This window comes from Minwuia sp. IMCC3009 (assembly GCF_029909415.1).
In the GTDB taxonomy this organism is placed as follows: Bacteria; Pseudomonadota; Alphaproteobacteria; order Minwuiales; family Minwuiaceae; genus Minwuia.
On sequence record NZ_CP123781.1, the window covers coordinates 138,844 to 163,942 of the forward strand.

Consider the following 25,099-nt stretch of genomic DNA (forward strand, 5'->3'; position numbering starts at 1 on the left):
GGAATGCATGGTGACGGAATCGGGGGAGGACGCGGAAATGGCCGAGCTGGCAAAGGTGGCGCTGGACGACAAGTACACCGTCGAGAGCGGGCGCATCTATCTGACGGGTGTGCAGGCGCTTGTCCGTCTGCCGATGATGCAGCGGCAGCGTGATCTGGCCCACGGTCTGAATACGGGCGGCTTCATTTCCGGCTATCGCGGTTCGCCGCTCGGTCAGTACGACGCGGCGCTGTGGGGGGCGAAGCAGTATCTGGCGGAGAACAACATCCACTTCCAGCCCGGCCTGAACGAGGATCTGGGCGTTACCGCTGTCTGGGGTAGCCAGCAGACCAACCTGTTCCCGAAGGCCACGGTCGATGGTGTCTTCGGCATCTGGTACGGCAAGGGACCGGGTGTCGACCGCTCCCTCGATGCCCTGAAGCACGGCAATGCCGCTGGCTCGTCCAGGCATGGCGGCGTGCTGGTGCTGGCGGGTGACGACCATGGCTGCCAGTCCTCCACCCTGCCGCACCAGTCGGAGCAGGTATTCGAGGCGGCGATGATTCCGGTGCTGAATCCGGCCAGCGTGCAGGAATATCTGGACCTGGGCATGCTGGGCTTTGCCATGTCGCGCTATTCCGGTACCTGGACTGCCTTCAAGGCGATCTCGGAGACCGTGGAGAGCAGTGCCTCCGTCCACGTCGATCCTAACCGGCTGGAAATCCACATGCCGACCGATTTCGAGATGCCGGCGGGCGGGCTGAACATCCGCCTGGGTGATGCACCGATGGTGCAGGAGGCCCGGCTGATGGGGCCGAAGATGGAGGCTGTGGCCGCCTTCGCAAGGGCAAACGGTTTCGACCGTATCGTGCATGAGCCGACCCGGCCCGCGCGCATCGGCATCATGGCGACGGGCAAGGGCTATCTGGACCTGCGCCAGGCCCTGTCGGACCTCGGCCTGCCGGAGGATCGCCTGAACGAGATGGGCGTGCGCATCTACAAGGTGGCCCTGACCTGGCCGCTGGAACGCGAAGGCGCACTGAAGTTTGCCGAAGGGCTGGAAGAAGTCATCGTGGTGGAGGAAAAGCGCGGGCTGATCGAGGATCAGCTGATGAAGCTGCTCTATCATGTCCCCGCCGACAGGCGCCCGAGTGTGGTCGGCAAGACCGACGAACGCGGCAAGCCGCTGATGCCTTCGACCGGCGAGCTCTCGCCCACCATGGTGGCGCGCGCGATCGCGGAGCGGTTGCGGCAGCGCGATCTGACCGATTCGGCGATGGAACAGCGCCTGGCCCGGATCGAGGCCAAGGAAGCTGCATTGTCGGCCCCGCCGCCGAAGACCATGCGCACGCCGTTCTTCTGTTCCGGCTGTCCGCACAACAGCTCCACCAAGGTGCCGGACGGCAGCCGCGCCGGTGCCGGCATCGGCTGTCACGGCATGGCGATCTGGATGCCGGAGCGCCGCACCCAGACCATGACCCACATGGGCGCGGAGGGTGTCACCTGGGTCGGTCAGTCGCCGTTCACGGAGGAAGAGCACATCTTCCAGAACCTGGGCGACGGCACCTACTACCATTCCGGCCTGCTGGCGATCCGTGCGGCCTCCGCTGCCGGTGTGAACATCACCTACAAGATCCTCTACAATGATGCCGTCGCCATGACCGGCGGGCAGCCGCATGACGGCACGCTGACGGTCTGGGACATTTCCCTGCAGGTCTATGCGGAGGGGGCGAAGCGCGTCGTCGTCGTGACCGACGAACCCGACAAGTACCCGAGCGGCCTGCACTGGGCGCCGGGCCTGACCATCCATCACCGCGACGAGCTGGATCAGGTACAGCGCGAACTGCGCGCGACGCCCGGCCTGACGGTGCTGATCTATGACCAGACCTGCGCCGCAGAGAAGCGCCGCCGCCGCAAGCGCGGCACCTTCCCCGACCCGGCCAAGCGCGTCTTCATCAACGAGGAAGTGTGCGAGGGCTGCGGCGACTGCTCGACACAGTCCAACTGCGTCTCCGTGAAGCCGCTGGATACCGATCTGGGCCGCAAGCGGCGCATCGACCAGTCCGACTGCAACAAGGACTTCTCCTGCCTGAAGGGCTTCTGCCCCAGCTTCGTCACCATCGAGGGCGGGGGCGTGCGCAAGGGCCGGAAGCCGAACCTGAAGCTGGTGGGGGCCGACGCCGATCCGTTCGCCGACCTGCCGATGCCGAAGGTGCGCGACCTGACCGAGCCCTATGGCATCCTGATCACCGGCATCGGCGGTACCGGCGTGATCACCGTCGGTGCCCTGATCGGCATGGCGGCGCATCTGGAGGGCAAGGGTGCCACGGCGCTGGACTTCACCGGTCTGGCGCAGAAGAACGGCGCGGTGATGAGCCATGTCCGTCTGGCCCCGAAGCCGGAGGATCTCTACTCCGTGCGCATCTCGGCGGGTGGCTCCAATCTCGTCCTCGGCTGCGACATGGTGGTTGCGGCCAGCCCCAACGCCATCGCGACGATGGAACAGGGCGTCACCCGCGCGGTGCTGAACAGCGCCCTGCAGCCGACCGCCGCCTTTGTCACCGACAATGACATGGACTTGGGGGAGAAGGAGACTGTGGACCGCCTGGTGGAGGCCCTGGGCGACGACCATGCGGACTTCATCTCCGCCACCAACCTGGCCACCGCGATCATGGGCGATTCCATCGCCGCCAACCTGTTCCTGCTGGGCTTCGCCTGGCAGAAGGGGCTGGTGCCGCTGTCCTTCGATGCGCTGGACGAGGCCATTGCCATCAACAACGTCGCGGTCGCCATGAACCGTCAGAGCTTCGCCTGGGGCCGTCTGGCGGCGCATGACATGGCGGCGGTGGAGAAGGCTGCGGCACCCCGCATGGCCACCCCGGCACGCCGTGAACTGACTCTGGAGGAAACGATCGCGGACCGGGTGCAGCGGCTGACCGCGTACCAGAACGCCGCCTATGCCGACCGCTACCGGCAGTTCGTCGACAAGGCGATCCAGGCGGAGAAGTCCAGGGCTTCTGGCCGCGATGGTCTGGGACTGGCAGTCGCCCGTTCGCTCTACAAGCTGATGGCCTACAAGGACGAGTACGAGGTCGCGCGCCTCTACACGGATCCGGCCTTCAGGGCGAAGATCAATCGCCAGTTCCAGGGCGACTTCAAGGTGAAGTTCCACCTTGCCCCGCCGATTGCCGCCGCCCGCGACCCGGAGACCGGTCAGTTGACCAAGCGCGAGTACGGCCCCTGGATGATGTCGGCCTTCGGTCTGCTGGCGAAGATGAAGGGGCTGCGCGGAACGCGCCTCGATATCTTCGGGCGCACGGAGGAGCGGAAGATGGAGCGCCAGCTCATCACCGACTACATGGCGATGATGGAGGAGGTGCTGGGCAGCCTGGACGCCGCAAACCACGTGACAGCGGTGCAGATCGCGGCCCTGCCGGAACAGATCCGCGGCTTCGGCCACATCAAGGAAGCCAGTGTGGAAGCGGCAAAGGCCCGCCAGTCCGCGCTACTGCACGCCTTCCGCAATCCCGAGACCCGGGCCGCGGCGGCGCAGTAGGCCGGCGCGCGAGGGAGCCTGAATACCCCTTCCCTCTGGAAGGGACCTCTGCCGTTTGCGGGAGGAGAGCAGGGACAGGCGGTAGCGCCTCTCCATTCGGCGTTCCCGGGCTTGACCCGGGTACCCATGGTGCCGCGCTATCGCCTCAGGCTGGGCACCCGGGTCAAGCCCGGGCGCGCCGTGGGTTGGGAGCGGCTGTGGTCATTGTCGAGCCATCAACTGATCGAATCCTGCCTCACGCCGCCCGCGCGGCCTGGGTGAAGGCCTGCCACTTCTCGACCGGGTCGCCTTCCGGCACCGGGTAGTAGTAGGCGATGCGGTCGACGACACCGGTGTAGCGCTCACGGACGATCCGCCCGGCGTCCTTCAGATTGCCGATGACCGCGACCTGCTCCACGATCCTGTCCGGGATCCTGGCGGCCATCTGGTCCATCTGGCCGGAGCGCATCATCTGGCTGAGTTCCTTGCCCAGAGCACCCTCCCCGATGTGTTCCAGCACCGCGCGGTAGTTCGGGGTGGAGCCGTAGAAGGCGATCTGCATCCGCACATCCTCGACCGCCTTGTCGATCTCCGCCTGGGTCTCGCCGGACGCGATCATGACCATCGTCTGGATGTGCAGGTCATCGACGGACTTGCCGCGCGTCTTCGCGCCCGCGTCGATGGCGGGGCGCACCACGTCACGCAGGTAGCCGATGGTGTGGATCGGATGCGCGTGGAAACCGTCGGCGCATTCCCCGGCGGCGCGGCACATGCGCTCATTCACCCCGGCCAGATAGATGGGGATGTCGGGATGGTCGATGGGACCGGCGTTGAAGAACGGGTTCATCAGCGTGAACTGGTAGAACTCCCCGCGATAGTCCGGCTTGGTGTTGTTCTGGAAGTTGTCCCAGATGGCGCGCAGGCAATGCACATAGTCGGTGATGCGCTTTGCCGGCTGGTCGAAGGGCATGGAGAAACGGCGCTCGATATGCGCGCGGACCTGGGTTCCGATGCCCAGGTGGAACCGCCCGCCCGTCAGCCGCTGCAGGTCCCAGGCGGTCTGCGCCATGGAAAAGGGGCTGCGCCCGAAGGCGACGGCGATGTTGGTGCCGAGATGGATCTTCTCCGTCTGGCCCCCGGCGAGGATCAGCGGCGTGAAGGCGTCCTGCCCGGCCTCGAAGGTCCAGATGGCGTCAAAGCCCATCTTCTCCAGCTGCTGTGCGTGGGCACCAACGCGCTTGAAATCAAAGCCGCGCAGCTGCGTATCGATCTTGAGTGTCATGTTTCCGTTCCTCCCCAGGGCGTCCGACTGTCAGCCATTGTTTCGGGGGCAGGGGCCTGCTGGCAAAGGAAAAATGCGCGGATCAGGCCCGCAGCCGGAACAGCACGACCCGGATGCGCCACAGCAGCCGCCCCTCCCGCGCGTATCTCAGCCCGTTGCGCAGCCGTCGGCCCAGGGTCGCCAGCGTCAGCCGCAGGCGGGTGAGCAGCAGCGTCAGTCGGCCCGCCCGCGCGGCGGCCGTCTCGTCGATGGCATAGCCCTTGGCGCGCAGGACCTCTGCCGCGCCGGACTGGCTGAGGGCGATCTCGACAGCCGTCAGTTCCGTCCGCCAGGCCTCGATCCGGTCCGCGCGCGGCTTGCGCACCAGGTTCTGGTGCAGGTGGCGCTGGCCCTCCGGTATGCGCTGCAGATAGGCCTCCCCGTCCATCTCCCCCGGTGCTTCGAGCGCGGGCAGGCCGTCGCGCATCATGAAGGCGCGGATCCCGTCCAGCGTCGCTTCGTAGTCGGTGATCAGATCCTCGTAGCGGACTTCCAGCAGATCGGGGCCGGCGACCCGGTCAACCCGGCGGGCGTTCGCCGCCCAGCGACGGGCGGCGTCATGGGCATCCTCGTTCATCGCGGTCGCGGTCTCGGAACCCAGGGACTGCTTCTGGCTGCCGAAGACGCCGCGCGGATCGCGGATGATGTGCAGGAACCGCGCGCCGGGACTGGCCTGGCGCAGGCGGGCAATATGGTGGGTCAGGCGGGTTCCCTTGACCAGGTAATAGGGAATGTCTGCGCCCTGGAAATAGAGATCCAGCACGGCACGCAACACCGCGTCGAAGTCGGCAGGACGCGGCAGGTTGCCCAGCGCCTGTCGCAGCGCATCCTCGGTGATCTCCCACTCCTGGAACTTCCGTTCCCCCATGAAGATCCGCACCATGCGCTGCAGGTCGGCGTCGTCGCGCAGCACCGGCCCGGTCTCCAGCAGGTCGGCGAAGGTCTCCGTCTCGATGGTGACCCCGACCTCCGGGTGCAGGTCCAGACGGCTGGCGAGGAACGTGGAACCGGAACGGTTCTCGTACATCAGGAAGATGATCTGGCGATTGGGAAGCGGAATGGTCATTGCCTGCGTAACATAGCCTTCAGGGCGGACGGCGTCAGCGTTCTTGGATCGGGCAGGGACAGGGCGCCCGTCAGACGCCAGGCGAACCAGGTGTGCAGCGCCATGCGCCCGGTGATCGTGCAGGCCGTCACGATGGCGACACCGATCATGCCGTGGTCCTGCACCACCAGCAGGTTGGCGATGACGTTCACCACGAGGGCGCCGAGTGTAAGTCCAGACATCAGATTCTGGTGCCCGGTCATCTGCAGCATCATGCCTGGCGAGCCGACGATGGCGCTGACGGTCTGGCCTGCGGCGAGGATGATCAGCACGGTGGCGCCCGCCGCATAGGGCGCGCCGAACAGGATCACCATGATCGGCTCCGCGAAGAACAGCACCACGATGAACAGCGGCACCGAGACCACGGTCGACCATGTCGCGGCGGTGCGGGCGATGCGTTCGAAATCCGCGGCACGACCCTGCGCGTGAAGGGTCGCGAGCAATTGCGGCAGGGCGATATTGATGACGCTGAGGGCGAACAGCACCAGGTTCGTGACCCGGACTGCGGCCCCGTAGAACGCGACATCCTCCGCCGGGCGATAGAGGCTCAGGATCCAGACATCCGTGGCCTTCAGCACCAGCGCCCCGGCGCTGTGGATCAGGATCGGCGCTGACAGGATCGCCAGCTGCCGCATGCCGAAGGGTTCGGCGATGGCCGGGCCACCGGTGTGGCGGACCGCGAAACGCAGACAGACCAGCAGGGCCGCGAGCGCGATCAGGGCGGAGGCCGCCGCATAGGTGGTGACAGTGTCGCGCACGTCGAAACTGCCTGAGGCGAGCAGGACGGCGAGGGCGACGGCGAACACGATACCCTCCCGCGGTGCACTGAGCAGCAGTGCGCCTGCGCGGGTGCGCCCGACTCCGCGCAGGTAAGCGGCGCCGATTTCCTCCGCCGCCCGGGTCAGGATGATCAGTGCGGTCAGGCCGCCGATGGTCCAGCCGAGCGGGCGGGCGAACAGGTGCACCTCCAGCGTCGGCCAGAGCAGCAGGAACAGTGTCACGGTCACCACGGCCATGATGGCGAACAGCTTCACCGTGGCACGAAGCACATCCCGCGCCCGGTCCCAGGCCTGGATGCCCCCCGCGACACCGGCCAGCTTGGTCACGCCGGTCTGCATGCCGAAACTCTGGATCATCGCGCCCACAGCCATGATCTGCACGAAGACGGTGTAGAAGCCGAAATCGGCCGGGCTGAGCAGGCGTGTCAGTACCACGGCCACGGCAATGTTCAGCACGCCCAGCGACGCACGGTTCACCAGCCCGAACAGGGCCCCGTGGCGCAGGCGACTGAAGACCGAGATTTCCTGTGGTGGGCGGTCGATGGCGAGATGCTCCGTTGAGCGCGATTCAGGCGTGGAGAATCGGTTGCCTGCGTGGCCCTGTCCAGCGTCACGATCCGCGCAGGCGGTCGAGCCTGATGCGATGGCGGTTGTCTGTGAGGCGGATCACGCCACCCATGACCGCGACGATCAGGCCAAGCCCGGTGGCTCCGGCGATCAGGAACATCACCATCAGCTGATAGCGCACGGCCTGGTGCGGGTCGGCACCGGCGAGGATCTGGCCCGTCATCATGCCGGGCAGCGCCACGACCCCGGTGGCGGTCATGGCGTTGATGATGGGCACCATCCCCGCCGTCGCCGCGCGGCGCATGGCCGGCGTCATGGCCTGCCAGCGTGTGGCGCCGCTGAGCAGATGCGCCTCGATCCCCCGTCGCCGCGCCGTGACTTCTCCGGTCAGGGCATTGAGACCCAGGGCGATCCCGGTCATGGCGTTGCCGAGCATCATGCCGAACAGCGGAATGGCATAGCGCGGGGCGTACCAGGGGTCGGGACCGATCTGCACCGTCAGGGCGAAGACCGTGACGATGGCGGAGCCGAGCAGCATGGTCGTCGCCCCCAGTCCATAGCCCCAGAGGCCGGCGAACCGCCTCTCCTGCCGTGCCATGATCTCGTAGCCCGCAACCGCGGCCATGAAGCCCATGACACCGAAGGTCAGCCAGGCGGAGGCGCTGGTCAGGACGACTTCCAGCACCAGCCCGACAAGGGCGAGCTGTACCGTCATGCGCAGGGCGGCGACGAGCATGCTGCGCACGAATCCCAGTTGCAGGGCCAGCGACAGGCCCGCGTTCAGGACCAGGAAGATCGCTGCGAGCATGACCGCGCCATTGCCGGGATCGATGGTCATGTCGCCCCCCTGATCCGGCCACCGTCGATCTCCAGCCGTTGCAGGCCCAGACGTCGCGCCTGCTCCGGATCGTGGGTGGCCATCATCAGCACCAGCCCGGCGGCGATCATCGGGTCCAGCAGGGTCTCCACCATGTCGCGGCTGGTCTCGTCCAGGGCGGCGGTCGGTTCATCCAGTAGCAGGGCCTGGGGCTGCCGGGCCAGACCCAGCGCCAGCGCCAGCCGCTGCCGTTCCCCGGTGGAGAGGCGGTCGATGGGCTGATCCGGCCGGATGTGGTCGAGGCCGAGCGCGGCCCGCGTTCCGGCGCTGTCCGGCCCGGTCAGATGGTCCCCGACACGCTCCCCCCACCATCCGGGTTCGGCCGGGACATAGACGACGCGCTGGCGCCAGAGCGGCGCGCTCATGCCTGACCGGCTGACGCCATGCAGCAGGATCTCGCCCTCGTTCCGGTCCAGATCGACGATGGCCCGCATCAGGCTGGACTTGCCGCTGCCCGACCGGCCAACCAGCGCCACCGGCGCGCCGGGGCGCACGGCAATGTCCGCCACGTCGATGATGGTTGACGTGAGGTGTCGGATTTGCAGACCGGTATTCATAGCCACTCTTGCCAGCCTTCGCTGTCCCCTGGCCGCCACGATAGCCGAAATCACCGCAACGCGATGCACGTCCTCGTCTGAAGCGACACCACAGCACTTGCGAGCGGGCACGCGCATCCTGTACTTCCTGCGCCACGGCGACATTCAATGGCTTCAGGGGGACCAAGGGTCATGGACAAGGACAAGATCAACAAGGTGGTGCTGGCCTATTCCGGCGGTCTGGACACCTCCGTCATCCTGAAATGGCTGCAGACGACCTACGATTGCGAGGTTGTCACCTTCACGGCTGACCTGGGGCAGGGCGAGGAACTGGAGCCGGCGCGGGCCAAGGCGGAGATGCTGGGGATCCGGGAGATCTTCATCGAGGACCTGCGGGAGGAATTCGTCCGCGACTACGTCTTCCCCATGTTCCGTGCCAACGCGATCTACGAAGGCACCTACCTGCTGGGAACCTCCATCGCACGGCCGCTGATCGCCAAGCGCCAGATCGAGATCGCGCGTGAAGTCGGCGCGGATGCAGTGGCGCATGGTGCGACCGGCAAGGGCAACGACCAGATCCGTTTCGAGCTGGGCTATTACGCCCTGAACCCGGACATCAAGGTGATCTCCCCCTGGCGCGAGTGGGATCTGACCTCCCGGACAAAGCTGATCGAGTTCGCCGAACAGAACCAGATTCCGATTCCGCGCGACAAGCGCGGCGAGGCACCGTTCAGCCAGGACGCCAACCTGCTGCATATCTCCTCGGAGGGGAACATCCTGGAGGACCCGTGGGAGGAGGCGGACTACGACCTGATCCTGTCGCGCATGGTCTCGCCGATGGATGCCCCGGACACGCCGACCGAGATCACGCTGGACTTCGAGAAAGGGGATCCGGTGGCAATCAATGGCCAGCGCATGTCGCCCGCCACCCTGCTGGCGAAGCTGAACGAACTGGGCGGGGCCAACGGGATCGGTGCCCTGGACATCGTGGAGAATCGTTTCATCGGCATGAAGTCGCGTGGCGTCTACGAGACGCCGGGCGGCACGGTGCTGTTCCACATGCGCCGGGCCATGGAGTCGATCACGCTGGAACGCGGCGCGATGCATCTGAAGGACGAACTGATGCCGCGCTACGCAGAAGTGCTCTACAACGGCTTCTGGTTCAGCCCGGAGCGGGAGATGCTGCAGGCCGCCATCGACAAGGCATCGGAGCGGGTGACCGGTACGGTCCGGGCCAAGCTCTACAAGGGCAATGTCATGATCACCGGCCGCAAGTCGCCCAGGAGCCTCTATGACGAGGCCATCGTGACATTCGAGGATGATGCCGGGGCCTATGACCAGCGGGACGCGCAGGGCTTCATCAAGCTGAACGCGCTGCGTCTGCGGCTGCTGGGCCGGGAAAAATAGGCCATGCCCGTTGATACCAGCCGGGAATTCGTCGCCGTCAATATCGCGGTCATGACCGTCTCCGACACGCGAACGCCGGAGACGGACAAGTCCGGTGATGCCCTGGTGGAACGCCTGACCGTGGCGGGGCATCTGCTGGCGGCACGGACCATCGTCAGCGACGACATCGACCGCATCACCGGACAGTTGAACGACTGGATCGCGGACGACGGCATTGACGTCGTCATCTCGACAGGTGGCACCGGGGTCACGGGCCGTGATGTGACGCCCGAAGCCTTCGCACTGGTGTGGGAAAAGGAAATCGCCGGTTTCGGCGAACTCTTCCGACAGCTTTCCTACGAGAAGATCGGCACTTCCACGATCCAGTCTCGGTGCACGGCGGGTGTCGCCGGGGGCACTTACCTGTTCGCGTTACCGGGGTCGCCCGGCGCGTGCCGCGATGGTTGGGACATGATCCTTTCCACCCAGTTGGACATACGGTTCCGGCCCTGCAATTTCGTGGAGCTGCTGCCGCGCCTGACCGAACGCTGATTGCGGCATGGGGTGTGCATATCCCCTTGAAAAGCCTGTACGAAGCAGTCTGTTCTGGTATGTTGCGTGACGAGGAGGGACCCACTTTGAAAAAAATTCTCGGAATGTGTGTCGCGTCCCTTGCGCTGGCGGGCTTCAGCGCGCCGTCCCAGGCGGAACTGAGTGGCCCCTACCTGAGCGCCGGAGTTCTCGGGACATCGCCGCGTGACAGTGAGTTGACAGGTGCCAACGTGGGCGACCTGGAACTCAACCTCGGGCTGGGCGGACTGGTGGCAGCAGGATATCAGTTCGAGAGCGGTTTCCGCTTCGAGGGGGAGATTTCCTTCCGCCACAACGGTGGCGATTCCTTCAATAATGCCGCGACCAGTGGTGATCTCAGCAGCCTTGCCGGCATGGGCAACCTGATCTGGGAGTATGACAACAGTTCCGGCATCTATCCCTATATCGGTGCGGGCATCGGGCTGGCTCATCTCTCCGCCACCGATATCAATCTGGGTGCCCAGACACTGGACGACTCGGACTTTACAATGGCCTATCAGGGGCTGGCCGGCGTGGCTTTCGCGGTCACGCCCAACCTGTCAATGACGGCGGAGTACCGGTATTTCTTCACCGAAGACGCTGATTTCGTGAATTCGGCGAACGCCAACCTCCAGTCCTCCTATTCGAATCATACCGCGATGATCGGGATGCGTTACCGCTTCGGCTCCTCCCCGCAACGGGTGGTGCAGGCCGCGGAGAAGCCGGTCGTGCGTCCGATCGCGCGCACGGAACAGCCGCGTCCGCGGCGTCTTGCGCCGCCCCCGGCCACGCGTGCGGCTGAACAGACCCTGCCCGCCATCCAGGCGCAGGCCGCGATGCAGTTGCGCCAGACCTATGTCGTGTTCTTTGCCACCGACAGCGCGGCCCTGTCGCCCGAATCGCGGGGAACCGTCGCCAGGGCCAGCAGCCAGGCAATGGCTGACAAGGCAAAGCTGATCGAACTGACCGGTCATACCGACCGGGCCGGTCCTGCCCCCTACAACCTGCGGCTCTCGCAGCGCCGGGCGGAAAGTACGGCACTCGAACTGCGCAACAATGGTGTGACGGCAGAGATGAGGCTCTATGCCAAGGGCGAGACCGAACCGGAGGTTCCGACCGCTGACGGTGTCGCCAATCAGCTCAATCGCCGGGTCGAGATCGTTGTTCAGGGCGATGGCGACGGCATGATGAAGCAGCAGAACTGATCCTGCACCGCCGCTGTTCCGGACTGATCTGACAGATTCCTTGTCCACCATTCCGTTGGTGTGAACGCGGTTGACCGCACCTGCGTTCCATGGTGTTGTTTCCGGCATGGAACAAAAACAGAACATGACGGAGGCAAGCCCACGCGACAGGGGCCGGTCGGGGACGGTGGATTTCGATTTCACGACCCGTGCGGCACCCGATGCCGTCCGGGGACGCGGCGCGCGGTCCAACGCGGTCGGGCGATATGAGAGCGAGCAGCGGCTGACTGTCGATGACGGCTGGGGCGGGCCGGAGGAGTGGCAGGGACAGGGCCGCGCCATCCGCACGCAGGTCAGCGTGGATTCCTCGCGCAGCATCATCGCGCGCAACACCTCGCCGGACCTGGGTTTCGACCGCTCCATCAATCCCTACCGGGGCTGCGAGCACGGCTGCATCTACTGCTTCGCGCGGCCTTCGCATGCCTATCTCGGCCTTTCGCCCGGTCTGGACTTCGAGACCCGCCTGTTCATGAAGCCGGAGGCGGCGCGGCTGCTGGAGGCGGAGCTGCACCGACCCGGTTATGACTGCCGGACCATCGCGATGGGCACGAATACGGATCCCTATCAGCCGTTGGAACGGGAGCATGGCATCACCCGTTCGGTGCTGCAGGTGCTGCAGCGTTTCAACCATCCGGTCGGTATCGTCACGAAGTCGGATCTGATCCGGCGCGACATCGACATTCTTTCCGACATGGCCACGCGCGGACTCGCCAAGGTGGCGGTTTCGGTGACCACGCTGGATGCCGGTCTGGCGCGGCGGATGGAACCGCGCGCCGCGACACCCCGGAAGCGGCTGGATGCCGTGCGTGCGCTCAGCGACGCGGGGATCCCCGTCGGTGTGCTGGCCGCGCCGATGATTCCCAGCCTGAACGAGCCGGAGCTGGAACGCATTCTGGAGGCGTCGCGGGAAGCCGGAGCGACGGAGGCGGGATACATCATGCTGCGGCTGCCGCTGGAGATCGCCGACCTGTTCGGTGAATGGCTGGAGGATGAGGTCCCGAACCGGGCCGCGCGGATCATGAAGCTGGTGCGGGAGATGCGCGGCGGTCGTGCCTATGACGCCCGCTTCGGCCTGCGGATGGTCGGAACCGGTCCCTATGCCGCGCTGGTGGCGAAGCGGTTCAGGGTCGCGACCGCCAGGCTGGGTCTCAACGCCCGCCGCCTGCGCCTCGATCCGTCGCAGTTCGCGGTGCCGCCGGCGCCGGGGGACCAGCTTCGCCTGCTCTGAAACGCCACCTTGAGGTCGCGGTCGCGCGGTCGGTATGATCCGACAGGAAACGCGCACCCAGAACTGGATCGGGCATCGGCATGACGGAGCATACGGCAGAGGCAGGCAAGGGTACCGGGACGGGCTACATGTCCGGGTTCGGCAATGAATTCGCGACGGAGGCTCTGCCGGGCGCATTGCCGGAGGGGCAGAATTCACCGCAGCGTGCGCCCTACGGGCTCTACGCGGAACAGCTTTCCGGTTCGCCCTTCACCGCACCGAAAGCGACCAACCTGCGCACCTGGTTCTATCGCATCCGGCCCTCGGTGCTGCATACGGGGGCCATGGCCGATGTCGATCTGCCGCTGTTCCGCTCCGCCCCGACGGTGGGGGAAAGCAGCCTGCCCCTGAACCCGCTGCGCTGGGACGCCACCCCGCTGCCGGACGGTGCGGCAACCTTCGTCACCGGCATGCGCACGATCACGACCGGCGGAGACGTGGGGACCCATGTGGGTTACGCGATCCACACCTATGGCATCACCCGCTCGATGGTGGATGACTATTTCTACAATGCGGACGGTGAGTTCCTGGTGGTGCCGGAGCAGGGGGGCCTGCGGTTCCATACCGAGATGGGTATCGTCGCGATCCGCCCCGGCGAGATCGCGATCATCCCTCGCGGGGTGAAGTTCCGCGTGGCGCTGGAGGACTGCGAGACCGCGCGCGGCTACGTCTGCGAGAACTACGGCGCGCCCCTGACCCTGCCGGAACGCGGTCCGATCGGGGCCAACGGCCTCGCCAACCCGCGTGACTTCCTGGCGCCCGTGGCCGCATGGGAAGACAAGGACGGCATGGATTGCACCGTGACAGTGAAATGGTGCGGCCGGTTCCAGCAGTGCCAGCTGAAGCACTCACCGCTGGACGTTGTCGCCTGGCACGGCAACTACACCCCCTGCAAGTACGACCTAGATCGCTTCGCCCCCGTTGGCGCGATTCTGGTGGACCATCCGGACCCGTCGATCTTCACCGTCCTGACCTCGCCCACCAGCGAACCGGGTACGGCCAACGTCGATTTCGTGATCTTCCCGCCGCGCTGGCTGGTGGCGGAGAATACCTTCCGCCCGCCCTGGTACCACATGAATGTCATGTCGGAATTCATGGGGCTGATCCATGGCGTCTATGATGCAAAGCCCGAGGGGTTCGTGCCCGGCGGCATGTCGCTGCACAATTGCATGATCCCGCACGGACCGGATCATGATGCCTTCAACGCTGCGTCGTGGAAGGAACTCGGACCGGAGAAGCTGGGCAATACCATGGCGTTCATGTTCGAGACGCGGTTGCCGCAGCATCTGACCCGCTATGCCTCTGACCTGCCCACACGGCAGGAACGCTATTTCGATTGCTGGCGCGGGCTGGAGCGTAACTTCGACCCCGACCGGCGGGACTGGACGAAGGACTGATCAGTCGGGGGCCTCGCACCCGGTCATGCGCCGATGGAGCCGCCAGGGTGTGGTGAAAGGGCCAGCCTCGGTCCCGGTCAGGTGGGCGATCGTGGCGACGCAGGTGAACAGGCCCCGGAATTTCCACGTCCGGGGCTGCCTTGCATCGACCGCCACGACATGTGCCCGTCCGGCCGCCACGGCAGCCCTCAGTTCGCTGATCACGCTGGTGCTGTGGAGGCAACCGACCGCAAGCGTGTCACTTGCCGGATTGACCATCAGCCAGCGATGATCCGGTCCTTCCGGGCTGATGGCCATGACATGCCGGTAACCGGGCCGCAGCGGACGCAGAAGCAGGTGCAGCAGCCGGACCCGGAGGCTTGCGCCGGGACCAGGCCTTGCAGGATCGATGAAGATCACCAGCCACAATCGTTGTGTGGGTGTGGTCGGCAGGGTGATCAGGCTGAAGCGTCGGCTGGCAGGGGCGGCCATCATCTGAGCTCCATTCACGATGCCGGGTTCATCAGCAGTCATGCTATGCGCGCTGCCGAATTGCGTACCCGCGCCGGATGGGGAATGCTGTGGACCTATTCCGGGGAGGGACAAGATGACGAAGCTGGCAGGCAAGGTGGCGCTGGTAACCGGCGCGGGGCGCGGCATCGGCCGCGCGGTGGCCATGAAGCTGGCGTCCGAGGGGGCGCGGGTCTTTGCCAATGACCTGGATGCGGAACCGATGCAGGACGTGATCCAGGCCATCGGTGACGCCGGTGGCGTGGCGGCAGGGCTTGCCGGATCGGTCACAGGAGACGGCTTTGCCGACGAGCTGGTCGGCGGCGCGCTGGATGCACTGGGTGGCCTCGACATCATCGTCAACAACGCGGGCTATATCTGGAACTCGACGATCCAGAACCAGACGGATGAGCAGATCGCGGCCATGCTTGACGTCCATGCGGGCGCACCGATCCGCATCCTGCGTGCGGCCCAGCCGCATTTTCGCGAACGGTTCAGGGCGGAAAGCGCGGAGGGGCAACGGGTGGTGCGGAAGGTGGTCAACATCTCCTCCATGGCTGCCGTCTACGGCATGCCTGCCGCCGTGTCCTATGCGGCGGGCAAGGGGGCCGTGGTCGGCATGACGAACGGGCTGGCGCGGGAGTGGGGGCGGTTGCAGGTGACCGTGAATTCGGTCGCCTTCGGCTATATCGACACGCGCCTGACCCAGAGGTTCGGCAATGCCCACCCGACCATCGAGGTCGAGGGCCGGGCGCACAAGGTCGGCTTTCCTGAGGAGCAGCAGGAGGATCTGACACGTCTGATCCCGCTGCAGCGGCTCGGCACTGCCGAGGACGCTGCGAACGGGGTCTATCTGTTCTGCATCCCCGAAAGCGATTACATCACGGGCCAGACGCTGGTGGTCGGCGGTGGTCTCACCACCGGCTGAGTGCAGGCCCCACAGGATGAAACGGATCGGCAGGTAGCGGATGACGGGAATGACGGAAACCGTGCGCGGTGTCGTGCGGGCGGACCAGTGCGATCACTTCGGGCACATGAACGTGCAGTTCTATGATGCCGCCCTGTCGGACGGTTACTTCCACATGATGTCGCTGATCGGTCTGCACCGGCAGGCGATACAGGACCGAAAGCTCGGGATCGCGGCGACGAAGATGGAACTGAACTATCGGCGCGAACTGCGCGCGGGGGACCTGTTTCGCGTGGAGACCGGCTTTCTGGTGTTCGAGCCCGGGCGGGTCATCACGGCGCACAGGATGACGCGTCTGACCGATGGCAAGCTGGCGCTGACGGCGCAATCGATTGGTACGCCGATTGACCTGGCACTGCGTCGTCGCACGGAACTGCCCGACGATGTGGTCGCATTGGCCAGCCGTTTCATCTGCACGGCGGAGGATCTGGCGGCATGAGTGACGACACCGGGAGCTGGGAAGGGCTGCCATCGCTCTGGCGCGGCACCTTCAACCAGTGGCAACGCGGCCTTGGCGTGCATGTGAACATCCAGCATACCGCGCACGCCATCGACGACGCGCGTCAGGGCTGGCTGCTGCAGGCCGGCATCAATCCCTTTGACGCCCGGTCGGAGGGGGTCGGCTTCGGCGCCCGCCGCCTGCGGATCGACTATCGCCGGGAGATGGCCGCCGGGGATGCCGGTTTCATCGTTGGCAAGGTGGCCGAAACGGCTGATGGCCATGGAAGACTCAGCGGTCGCCTGCTGCGCAGTCACGATAATGTCGTGCTGACCTGCTTCGAGACGGGGATCGACCGGTTCGACGTCGAAACCGGTGCGTTCCTCGAGCCGGTGGTCATGGGCGGCGCGGAACCTGTGGCGCCCTTGCGCGCCATGCCGGAAGTCACGCACCCGCCCGCCCGTGATCCGGCAATGCGGCAGAGCTGGCTCGGGACGGTGGAGACCCGTGATGGCGACCCGTCCGGTCGCATGACCCCGCGGGCCCTGTTCGATGTGGTGACGCGGGGTCTCTGGGCGACGCAGATCGAGGCTGGTCTGACCCGCGATCTGGTGACCGGGTCGCATTTCGCATCAGGCGTCAACGCGCTGCAGGTCACCCAGTTCCATGTTCCGGCCATGGGCGATCTGCTGACCGCCCACACCGGCCTTGTCGGTTTCGGCAAGCGGTCCTGCAGCTTCCGGCACCTGATTCACGACGTGGGAAACGACCGTCCGATTGCTGTGGTCGACTATGTGCTGGCGTTCTTTGACCGGCAGACGGGGCAGCCCGCAACGCCGGGAGATGAATACAGGAAAAGGGCCGAGAAGCTGTTGATGCAGCCCGTCGCATGACCTCTGTCATCAATGCGGTCCTGCCCCTGTTCGCGATGGTTCTGGTCGGTTTCGCGGCCATGCGCTTTCGCCTGATGGGGGAGGCCGCGCTGAACGGCCTCAATACCTTCGTCTATTTCTTTGCCCTGCCGGCAATGCTGTTCTTCACCATGGCGCGGGCGCCGATCCTGGACCTGTTCGACTGGCGGGTGATCGTGGCCTACTCCGGCACTTCGGTGACGGTCTTCCTGATTGCACTGCTCGGTGGGGCGGCACTGTTCCGCAACACGTTTCAGGAACGCGCGGTGATCGCCGGGGCATCGTCGTTCGGCAATATCGTCTATCTGGGCATTCCGCTGGCCCTGGCTTCGCTTGGCCCCGCCGCCGGGCCGCCGGCAGGCATGATCGTGGTGGCAGACAATCTGATCATCATCTCCCTGACCATGTTCTGCATGGAGGCTGCGGCCCCGGGGCCGATTTCCGTACCAAGGCTGTTTGCCCAGGTGTTCAGGGGGTTCCTGCGCAACCCCTTCATGATCGCGATGCTGGTCGGCGTGGTCATCGGCATCCTCCGGATTCCGATCCCGGAGCCGGTGGATCGCTTCGGCAGTCTGCTGGGCGGTGCCGCCGGGCCGTGCGCCCTGTTCGCGCTTGGCGGGTCGCTCTATGGCCGCCCCATCGCGGAGGGCAAGGGGGAGGTCGGCTTCGCGGTGGTCCTGAAACTGGCGCTGATGCCCCTGCTGGCCTGGGTGGCGGGCGCCCTGCTGCTCGATCTGCCCGACGAGACGGTGGCGCTGATCGTTCTGATCGCCGGGTTGCCGTCAGGGGCCAACATCTTCGTGCTTGCAACGCAGTATGGCGTGGCCAGCGCACGTGCCTCGACGATTGTCCTGGTCACCACCGGGATAGCTGTCCTGAGCGTCTCCGGCATCCTGATCTACATGGGCGGCTGAGCCGTCCGCCGGAACCGGCCTAACCCTTTTCCTGTATCAGACGCTGTTTCTGGCGGTTCCAGTCGCGGTCCTTCTCCGTGGCCCGCTTGTCATGCAGCTTCTTGCCCTTGGCGAGACCGACCGACAGTTTCGCCAGCCCGCGATCATTGAAGTAGAGCTTCAGCGGCACCAGGGTCATGCCCTGCTTGTTGCGGGCGCCGGCGAGCCGCTCGATCTCCTTGCGTTTCAGCAACAGCTTGCGGCGGCGTGTCGGTTCGTGATTGTGGCGGTTCCCTGCCTTGTACTCGGGGATATGCGCGTTGATCAGCCAGAGTTCGTCACCCTCCGGTGACGCATAGGATTCCGCGATGTTGGCGCGGCCCTGGCGCAGTGCCTTGACCTCGGTTCCGGTCAGGACGATCCCGGCCTCCATCGTATCCTCGATGAAGTAGTTGTACCGGGCCTTGCGATTTTCCGCGATTGTCCGTCCCACGAGGCAGGCGTCCTTGTACCGTGTTGGAAGGTTCCCGCCGCGATCCCGTCAGCAGCGGGACCGGGGCAGGAGCCCGTTCAGTTCAGCAGTCCGGCATGACGCAGCGCGGCGTCAACCCGGTCGCGGGTTTCCTGGCCGACGGGGACCACGGGCAACCGGACCTCGTCCGACACCTCGCGAACGCGCGACAGCGCATATTTCACCGGGGCCGGGCTGGGCTCCAGGAACAGCGCGACATGCAGCGGCATCAGCCGGTCCTGCAATTCCAGCGCGGTGGCGTAGTCACCGGCCAGGCAGGCCTCCTGGAAGGCTGCGCAGAGCTTCGGCGCGACATTGGCGGTCACCGAGATGCAGCCTCGGCCACCATGCGCCATGTGCGCCAGCGCGGTCCCGTCCTCGCCCGAAAGCTGGATGAAGCCGGTACCGCAGGTGATGCGCTGCAGCGAGACGCGGTCCAGCTTCGCGGTCGCGTCCTTGACCCCGATGACCTCCGGCAGTTCTGCCAGACGGCCCATGGTCTCCGGCGTCATGTCGACGATCGACCGGGGCGGGATATTGTAGATGATGATCGGCAGGCCGACGGCGGCCACTTCCGCGAAGTGACGGTACATGCCTTCCTGGCTCGGCTTGTTGTAGTAGGGCGTGACCACCAGCGCGGCGTCGGCACCGGCTTCCTTGGCGTGGCGGGTCAGGGCCACCGCCTCCAGCGTATTGTTGGAGCCCGTGCCGGCGATGACCGGCACACGACCGGCCGCAGCCTCGATGCACAGTTCCACCACCCGGCGGTGCTCCGCGTGGCTCAGTGTCGGGGATTCGCCGGTGGTGCCGGTGGGCACCAGGCCATGACTGCCTTCCCTGATCTGCCAGTCACAATGGTCGCGAAAGGCCTTCTCATCGACGGCGCCGTTCGTGAACGGCGTGATCAGTGCCGGTATCGACCCCTTGATGTCCATGACTTTCGCTCCCAGGATTTCGTTGACCCGCGCGTCTGCGGGCCGCGCACTTCTAGTGCATTTGTATTTGTACTGGCAACACCGCGACAACCGCATTGTGAAGACGGTTGGCGGTTTGCATCGCTATTGTAGCGCGGATGATTCGAATGATGGAGCCATCTGTCGTGTTTCGCATCCGACTGTTGCCCGGGCTTGCCGCTCTCTCCGTGCTTGTGGTGCTGGCTGTGCCCGGGGCGTCATCCCGGGCCGGGACCACGCCTGTGCCACCGCCCAACCCCTTCCGTGCGGACTCGCTTCGCAGTGGTGAGCTCTCCAATGCGGATGTCATCGCCTACCGTGCCGCCTTCGCGGCCGGACAGCGACATTTGTGGGAAACGGTGCCGCTGCTGCTGGCGCCCGTGCAGGATCGGCGGCTTGTGCCGGTGCTGGACTGGCTGCGGATACGCAACGGACGGCAGGACGATCCGGATGCCATCCGGCAGTTCATCGCGGAACAGCCGGACATGCCCGGACACACCAGGCTGGCGATCCGCCTGGAAGAGGCCGTGCTGGCGACCGAGGATGCGGCGGCGATCAACAGCCACTTCGCCAGCCGGCCTGCGCTGACGCGGCTGGGCAAGCTGCATCTCGCCCTGGTACAGAAGTCATCGGACCCGACCGGCGCCACGAAGATCGCGCGCGACCTCTGGCGCGATGCGGATTTCGACCTGGCTGATGAGCGCAGGCTGCTTTCCGGCTTTCGCAGCGGGCTGACAGCCGAAGATCATGCCGCGCGCCTGGACCGGTTGCTGTGGTCGAAGCACCGCGCCGCCGCGACCAGGATGTTGCCGCTGGTTCCCGACGACCTGAAACGGCTGGCCAGGGCGCGTCTCGCCCTGATGTACAGGCGTCCGAATGTCGACAGCGCATTGGCGGCAGTGCCCGCGCACCTGCAGCGCGATCCCGGACTGCTGTATGACCGGACCCGCTGGCGCCGTCGTGCGGGGCGGCATGAGGGGGCGCAGGAAATCCTGCTTTCCGGTCCCGACCATGGCGCGCGTCCTGACCTTTGGTGGATCGAGCGGCGCATACAGATCCGCGAGTTGCTCGCCGATGATGCCTACGAGAAGGCTTGGCGCATTGCCAGCGAACACGGAATGGAGCGCGGTGCGGCCTTCGCCCAGGGCGAGTTCGAGGCTGGCTGGATCGCGCTGCGCTATCTGGACAGGCCGCGGATTGCCCTGCGCCACTTCGAGACCCTGTTCGACAATGTTGCCTATCCGGTCAGCCGCGCTCGGGGGGCCTACTGGATTGCCCGGGCGCACCAGGCGCTGCAGGACCCGGCCCGTGCCGCCGAATGGTTCCGTCGCGCCGCCACCCATGTGGGCACCTACTATGGGCAGCTGGGCCGGCTGGCCATTGGCGGCGGGCGTCTGGAACTGCCGGCGGAGCCTGCGATCAGCGCCGCCGCGCGCGCGGAATTCGACCAGTTGCCGCTGGTGCAGATAACGCGGCTGCTGGTGGAGGTCGGGCAGGACCATCTGGCCCGCATGTTCCTGACCCACATGGGGCAGTCGGCAACCGGTGCCGAACGCCGTCTGCTGCTCGGGGACATGGCGCAGCGGCTGGAGCGTGCCGACCTGCAGGTTCTGGCGGGCAAGCTGGCGGCGCTGGATCAGGTCATGCTGCCTTCCATCACCTGGCCGCTGACTGCGGACCTGACTGGTGATCTGGAGGTCGGACCGGCACTGGCCCACGCCATCGCGCGGCAGGAAAGCGCCTTCAACCCGAAGGCCGTCAGCCATGCGGGCGCACGCGGGCTCATGCAGCTGATGCCAGGCACCGCGCGGCTGGTCGCGCGGGAGACGGAAGCGGCGTACCAGCCGCGCCGTCTGACGGATGATCCGGCCTACAATGCGCGATTGGGCAGCACCTACCTGGCGTGGCAGATCCGTGACTTCGATGGTTACCTGCCGATGGCGATTGCCGCCTACAATGCCGGGCCGCATCGGGTGAAACGCTGGATCGAGGCACATGGCGATCCCCGCAACGGAACCGTCGACCCGGTCGACTGGGTGGAGCGCATTCCGTTCTCGGAGACGCGGAACTATGTCCAGCGGGTGCTGGAGTCGCTTCAGGTCTATCGCGTACGCATGGAAGGCGGTCATGACCTGCGGCTGGCACGTGACCTTGGTATCCGCTCCGACGGTCTGCGCATCGTGTTGCGTTGAGGGTTGGGCAAGGGGCAGCCATGGGCCGCCCGCCACCGCCTGGTTGGACGATCAGGTGCGTGAAGCGACAACAGTGAGCTTTGGTTGCTTCGACGAATTCGGGACCACGATATCGGCGGGAAACAGCAACCGCACGGTTGTGCCGACACCTTCCTGACTTTCGATGCGTACGGTTCCGCCATGCAGGCGCATCAGATTGTCGACGATGGCGAGTCCCAGGCCGGTCCCGGTCTCACCGGTTGCGACATAGTCGTTGCGCGCCTGCTGGAACGGCATCATCACCGCATCGAGCTGGGCGCTGGGGATTCCAACCCCCTCGTCGATGACGGCTATCTCGCAGGCGTCCGGTTGCAGCCGCACGCGCAGCAGGATCTCCCGACCGTTGGGCGAGAACTTGATGGCATTGGAAAGCAGGTTCACCAGCATCTGGCGCAATGCCTGCGGATCGACATTGATCAGCAGGTCCTGCGGCACGTCCTGACGCAGGGTCAGGCCCGCCGTCTTCAACTGGAACTCGATCAGCGGATGGGTCTCGCGGAGGATGTGGGCAAAGCGCGCATCCTCCCGCGTCAGTTCCATCTTGCCGGCCTCGATCTTCGAATAGTCCAGCACCTCGTTGATCACGGTCAGCAGATGCCTGCCACTGGTGCTGATGTAATTCGCGTACTCCTGGTTCCGTTCCGGCTTGTTGACGAAAAGGGTGATCATTTCCGAGAAGCCGATGATGGCGTTCAGCGGTGTGCGCAGTTCGTGGCTCATGTTGGCCAGGAACATCGACTTCGCCCTGTTGGCCGCCTCGGCCCTGTCGGCCAGGTGTTCGGCATTCAGCTTCGCGTTGCGCAGGTTCTGCTCGCGTTCCGACAGCATGCCGACGAGATAGCGCAGGGACTGTCCGATATCCGCGATCTCGTCCTGGCCCTGTACCGGGATCTCGACCCTGTCCCCATCGACGTGACGCAGGATTGCCCGCTGCAGTTCCGAAAGGCGTTTCAGCACGCTCAGCCGCAGGTAGGCGAGCAGGCCGAGGATCAGGGCAACACCGGCCAGAAAGGCAAAGAGCAGGGTCATTTCGCTCTCCCGCTCCAGCTTGCCAAGTTCCGCGTTCCGGCTGTCGATGCGCTCCTGCATGGTGTGGAACAGGTCGGAGACCGAACTCGTCAGTCGACTTGAAAGGCGCTTGTTGCGGGAAAGCAGCCCATTTTCCTGCGCCATCAGCGCCAGCCGCACCCGGGCAAGTTCGAAGACATGATGGTTGCTGCCGAGATAGCGCGACAGCCGCCAGCCAAGCTCCTTCAGTTCGGCGGCGCGCAGGCCCGCCTCCGTGGAATCATCCGCTGCGCCGAAATCGTTGCCGCTCAGGCCCGTGAGTCCGGCGTGGCGGCTTGTGACATACTTCTGCTGCGCGCGGTCGATCTGGAAGCGGCTCTCGGCATTGCCCACGGAAACCATCGACTCCAGCGCCCAGCCGAGGTTGATCAGCCATTCTTTTCCGAAGGCGGAATCGCTGGACTGTGACAGGCGGTCCGTGATCTCGTCGGTCAGGCGATCCGCCTGGTCCAGGATGCGCTCGATCTGCTCCTCAGTCCGGATCCGCCTGGCGACGATCAGGCTCAGTTCCGCAAGGTTCTCGCGCATGCTGTCGCGGTTCTCGCTGACCTGCAGCACAAGGCTGCGATCTCCGATGCCGCCGGCAAGAGGTCCGAGGTCGAAGGTCTCAAGCGCCTCGTCCAGGGCCTTGATATTGTCGTCGAGCCGGTTTGCGATCGTCATGCGCACATAGTCGGACTTGCTTGCCACCAGTCGCGAAGCGGTTGCCCCAATGGAGCTCGAGATGCGGTCAAGACGCGCCGCGCTGGTCAGCTTCGGGATGGTCCGGGTCGCGACACTGTCGTAACCGTCTGCCAGACGCGTCAGGGAATAGAGCGCGACACCGCCTGCCCCCACCATGACCATCAGGGTCAGGACAAGCGCAGCAGAGAACTTGGTCGAAACCGAAACCTTCCGGTCAAGCCGTGTCAACGCGATGCCTCCCGGCCGCAGATGCTGATTCCTGCATGATAGCTCAACGAATCGGCGGAGCGTAGTGCAGGCCACCATCACGCCAGAGACCGTTCAGCCCCCGTGGAATGCCCAGCCCGCCTTCGCCAAGGTGGCGTTCGTAGATCTCACCGTAGTTGCCGAGGTCCCGGATCATGCGATAGGCCCAGTCATTGCTGAGCCCCATGCCCAGTCCGATCTGGCTGTCGGACCCCAGCAGCCGCCGAATTTCGGGCGTACCGTTCTCGCGCATCTGCTCGACATTGGCGCTCGTGATGCCCAGTTCCTCGGCGGCGACCAGGGCGCGGCTGACCCAGCGCACGATGTGGAACCATTCATCGTCGCCACGCTGGATCACCGAAGACAGCGGTTCCTTGGAGACGATGTCGGGGAACAGGACAAAGTTGTCCGAATCATTTGCCCTGGTCTGCTTCAGGGACGCCAGCGGGGAGAGGTCATAGGTGATGATGTCACAGCGCCGCGAGAAGAAGGCATCGTAGAGCGCTTCGGACGAATTGAACTCGATGGCCCTGATCCGGCCATTCAGGCCGGCCGTCAGCTCCGACAGGTTCTTCACTGTCGTGGTGCCGCCGGGCACGCAGACCGTGCCGCTCTTGACCTCGGCCAGCGAGGTTGCACCCAGGGACCGGTGCGCGAGAAATCCCTGTCCGTCATACAGCAGCACATCGGCGAAGGTGATACCCAGCGCCGTGTCGCGCCCGATCGTCCACGTGGTATTGGCCATCAGGACATCGAACGCCCCATTGGCCAGTGCCTGAAACCGTACGATGTCATCGACCTCAACCGGTTCGAATGCCTCCGGGTCGTCCAGAACAGCGGAAGCCAGTGCGCGGCAGAAATCGACGAAGAAGCCTTCCCACTTGCCTGAAACGCCAACCTCGGAGAGGCCGACGCCGCTGGCCGTGACGCCACACCGAACCACACCATCCACCTGGATGCGTTCAAGCACGGGGCCGGCATCGGAGGGTCTGTGCGGCAGGACGGCAAGGCACAGGCCGATCACCAGGGCGAAGACCACGCTGTTCTGGCAGTGGAGGCGGCGTATCATGAACTTCTCCCGGGCGGCGGCATTCGGGGCGGGATCGCATCATTCCCCACGGTTGGTTAAAATATGATTGCCCGA

Annotated in this window: 21 protein-coding genes; 11 read left to right on the plus strand and 10 right to left on the minus strand. The window is 65.5% G+C overall.

The window, feature by feature from the left end; all coding sequences use genetic code 11:
• Positions 1–37 precede the first annotated feature (37 nt).
• Positions 38–3,535: an indolepyruvate ferredoxin oxidoreductase family protein gene (locus QGV55_RS00635; protein ID WP_281018816.1), complete on the plus strand. Its 3,498-nt coding sequence runs from the start codon at positions 38–40 to the stop codon at positions 3,533–3,535.
• 235 nt (positions 3,536–3,770) lie between these two features.
• Here the strand turns inward: QGV55_RS00635 and QGV55_RS00640 are convergent, their stop codons facing one another.
• The 5 genes from QGV55_RS00640 to QGV55_RS00660 form a co-directional block, all read right to left on the minus strand.
• Positions 3,771–4,796: a TIGR03617 family F420-dependent LLM class oxidoreductase gene (locus QGV55_RS00640; protein WP_281018815.1), complete on the minus strand. Its 1,026-nt coding sequence runs from the start codon at positions 4,794–4,796 to the stop codon at positions 3,771–3,773.
• An 82-nt stretch (positions 4,797–4,878) separates the two neighbouring features.
• Positions 4,879–5,901: a sulfotransferase gene (locus tag QGV55_RS00645; RefSeq protein ID WP_281018814.1), complete on the minus strand. Its 1,023-nt coding sequence runs from the start codon at positions 5,899–5,901 to the stop codon at positions 4,879–4,881.
• Positions 5,898–7,196, minus strand: a complete 1,299-nt coding sequence (locus tag QGV55_RS00650; RefSeq protein ID WP_281018813.1) for an MATE family efflux transporter — start codon at positions 7,194–7,196, stop codon at positions 5,898–5,900. The genes QGV55_RS00645 and QGV55_RS00650 overlap by 4 nt, the downstream gene beginning before the upstream one ends.
• Positions 7,197–7,329: 133 nt before the next feature.
• Positions 7,330–8,124, minus strand: coding sequence for an ABC transporter permease (locus QGV55_RS00655; protein WP_281018812.1), 795 nt, complete (start codon positions 8,122–8,124; stop codon positions 7,330–7,332).
• On the minus strand, positions 8,121–8,720 hold the full coding sequence (locus QGV55_RS00660) for an ABC transporter ATP-binding protein (protein WP_281019848.1): 600 nt from the start codon (positions 8,718–8,720) through the stop codon (positions 8,121–8,123). The genes QGV55_RS00655 and QGV55_RS00660 overlap by 4 nt, the downstream gene beginning before the upstream one ends.
• Before the next feature lie 171 nt (positions 8,721–8,891).
• Here QGV55_RS00660 and QGV55_RS00665 point away from each other — a divergent pair, with 171 nt between their 5' ends.
• The 5 genes from QGV55_RS00665 (at position 8,892) to hmgA (ending at position 14,563) form a co-directional block, all read left to right on the plus strand.
• A complete protein-coding gene (locus QGV55_RS00665; RefSeq protein ID WP_281018811.1) occupies positions 8,892–10,106 on the plus strand; it encodes an argininosuccinate synthase in 1,215 nt (404 codons plus the stop codon).
• A gap of 3 nt (positions 10,107–10,109) precedes the next feature.
• Positions 10,110–10,637, plus strand: coding sequence for a molybdenum cofactor biosynthesis protein B (moaB, locus tag QGV55_RS00670; protein WP_281018810.1), 528 nt, complete (start codon positions 10,110–10,112; stop codon positions 10,635–10,637).
• A gap of 86 nt (positions 10,638–10,723) precedes the next feature.
• A complete protein-coding gene (locus tag QGV55_RS00675; protein WP_281018809.1) occupies positions 10,724–11,860 on the plus strand; it encodes an OmpA family protein in 1,137 nt (378 codons plus the stop codon).
• A gap of 124 nt (positions 11,861–11,984) precedes the next feature.
• The gene (locus QGV55_RS00680) at positions 11,985–13,127 is read left to right on the plus strand and encodes a PA0069 family radical SAM protein (RefSeq protein ID WP_281018808.1); all 1,143 of its coding nucleotides are present in this window, start codon (positions 11,985–11,987) and stop codon (positions 13,125–13,127) included.
• Between the two features lie 80 nt (positions 13,128–13,207).
• Complete coding sequence (gene hmgA / locus QGV55_RS00685; RefSeq protein WP_281018807.1) at positions 13,208–14,563, plus strand: homogentisate 1,2-dioxygenase; 1,356 nt, start codon at positions 13,208–13,210, stop codon at positions 14,561–14,563.
• Here the strand turns inward: hmgA and QGV55_RS00690 are convergent, their stop codons facing one another.
• On the minus strand, positions 14,564–15,076 hold the full coding sequence (locus QGV55_RS00690) for a hypothetical protein (protein ID WP_281018806.1): 513 nt from the start codon (positions 15,074–15,076) through the stop codon (positions 14,564–14,566). It lies immediately after the preceding gene.
• Positions 15,077–15,149: 73 nt separating this feature from the next.
• On the opposite strand from QGV55_RS00690, the gene QGV55_RS00695 reads away from it, so the two are divergent.
• From QGV55_RS00695 to QGV55_RS00710, 4 genes are read left to right on the plus strand one after another with little or no spacing between them, the layout of a single operon-like run.
• Positions 15,150–15,980, plus strand: a complete 831-nt coding sequence (locus QGV55_RS00695; protein WP_281018805.1) for an SDR family oxidoreductase — start codon at positions 15,150–15,152, stop codon at positions 15,978–15,980.
• A 40-nt stretch (positions 15,981–16,020) separates the two neighbouring features.
• The gene (locus QGV55_RS00700) at positions 16,021–16,458 is read left to right on the plus strand and encodes a thioesterase family protein (protein WP_281018804.1); all 438 of its coding nucleotides are present in this window, start codon (positions 16,021–16,023) and stop codon (positions 16,456–16,458) included.
• The gene (locus QGV55_RS00705) at positions 16,455–17,351 is read left to right on the plus strand and encodes a hypothetical protein (RefSeq protein ID WP_281018803.1); all 897 of its coding nucleotides are present in this window, start codon (positions 16,455–16,457) and stop codon (positions 17,349–17,351) included. The genes QGV55_RS00700 and QGV55_RS00705 overlap by 4 nt, the downstream gene beginning before the upstream one ends.
• On the plus strand, positions 17,348–18,283 hold the full coding sequence (locus QGV55_RS00710) for an AEC family transporter (protein ID WP_281018802.1): 936 nt from the start codon (positions 17,348–17,350) through the stop codon (positions 18,281–18,283). The genes QGV55_RS00705 and QGV55_RS00710 overlap by 4 nt, the downstream gene beginning before the upstream one ends.
• A gap of 19 nt (positions 18,284–18,302) precedes the next feature.
• Here the strand turns inward: QGV55_RS00710 and smpB are convergent, their stop codons facing one another.
• Together smpB and dapA are read right to left on the minus strand one after the other, a co-directional pair.
• Entirely contained in the window at positions 18,303–18,755 is a 453-nt protein-coding gene (smpB, locus tag QGV55_RS00715) for an SsrA-binding protein SmpB (protein ID WP_281018801.1), read from the minus strand.
• A gap of 77 nt (positions 18,756–18,832) precedes the next feature.
• Positions 18,833–19,708: a 4-hydroxy-tetrahydrodipicolinate synthase gene (gene dapA, locus QGV55_RS00720; RefSeq protein WP_281018800.1), complete on the minus strand. Its 876-nt coding sequence runs from the start codon at positions 19,706–19,708 to the stop codon at positions 18,833–18,835.
• Positions 19,709–19,854: 146 nt separating this feature from the next.
• On the opposite strand from dapA, the gene QGV55_RS00725 reads away from it, so the two are divergent.
• Entirely contained in the window at positions 19,855–21,918 is a 2,064-nt protein-coding gene (locus QGV55_RS00725; protein ID WP_281018799.1) for a lytic transglycosylase domain-containing protein, read from the plus strand.
• 51 nt (positions 21,919–21,969) lie between these two features.
• Here the strand turns inward: QGV55_RS00725 and QGV55_RS00730 are convergent, their stop codons facing one another.
• Positions 21,970–23,937: an ATP-binding protein gene (locus QGV55_RS00730; RefSeq protein ID WP_281018798.1), complete on the minus strand. Its 1,968-nt coding sequence runs from the start codon at positions 23,935–23,937 to the stop codon at positions 21,970–21,972.
• Between the two features lie 43 nt (positions 23,938–23,980).
• Complete coding sequence (locus QGV55_RS00735) at positions 23,981–25,024, minus strand: amino acid ABC transporter substrate-binding protein (protein WP_281018797.1); 1,044 nt, start codon at positions 25,022–25,024, stop codon at positions 23,981–23,983.
• Between the last annotated feature and the right edge of the window lie 75 nt (positions 25,025–25,099).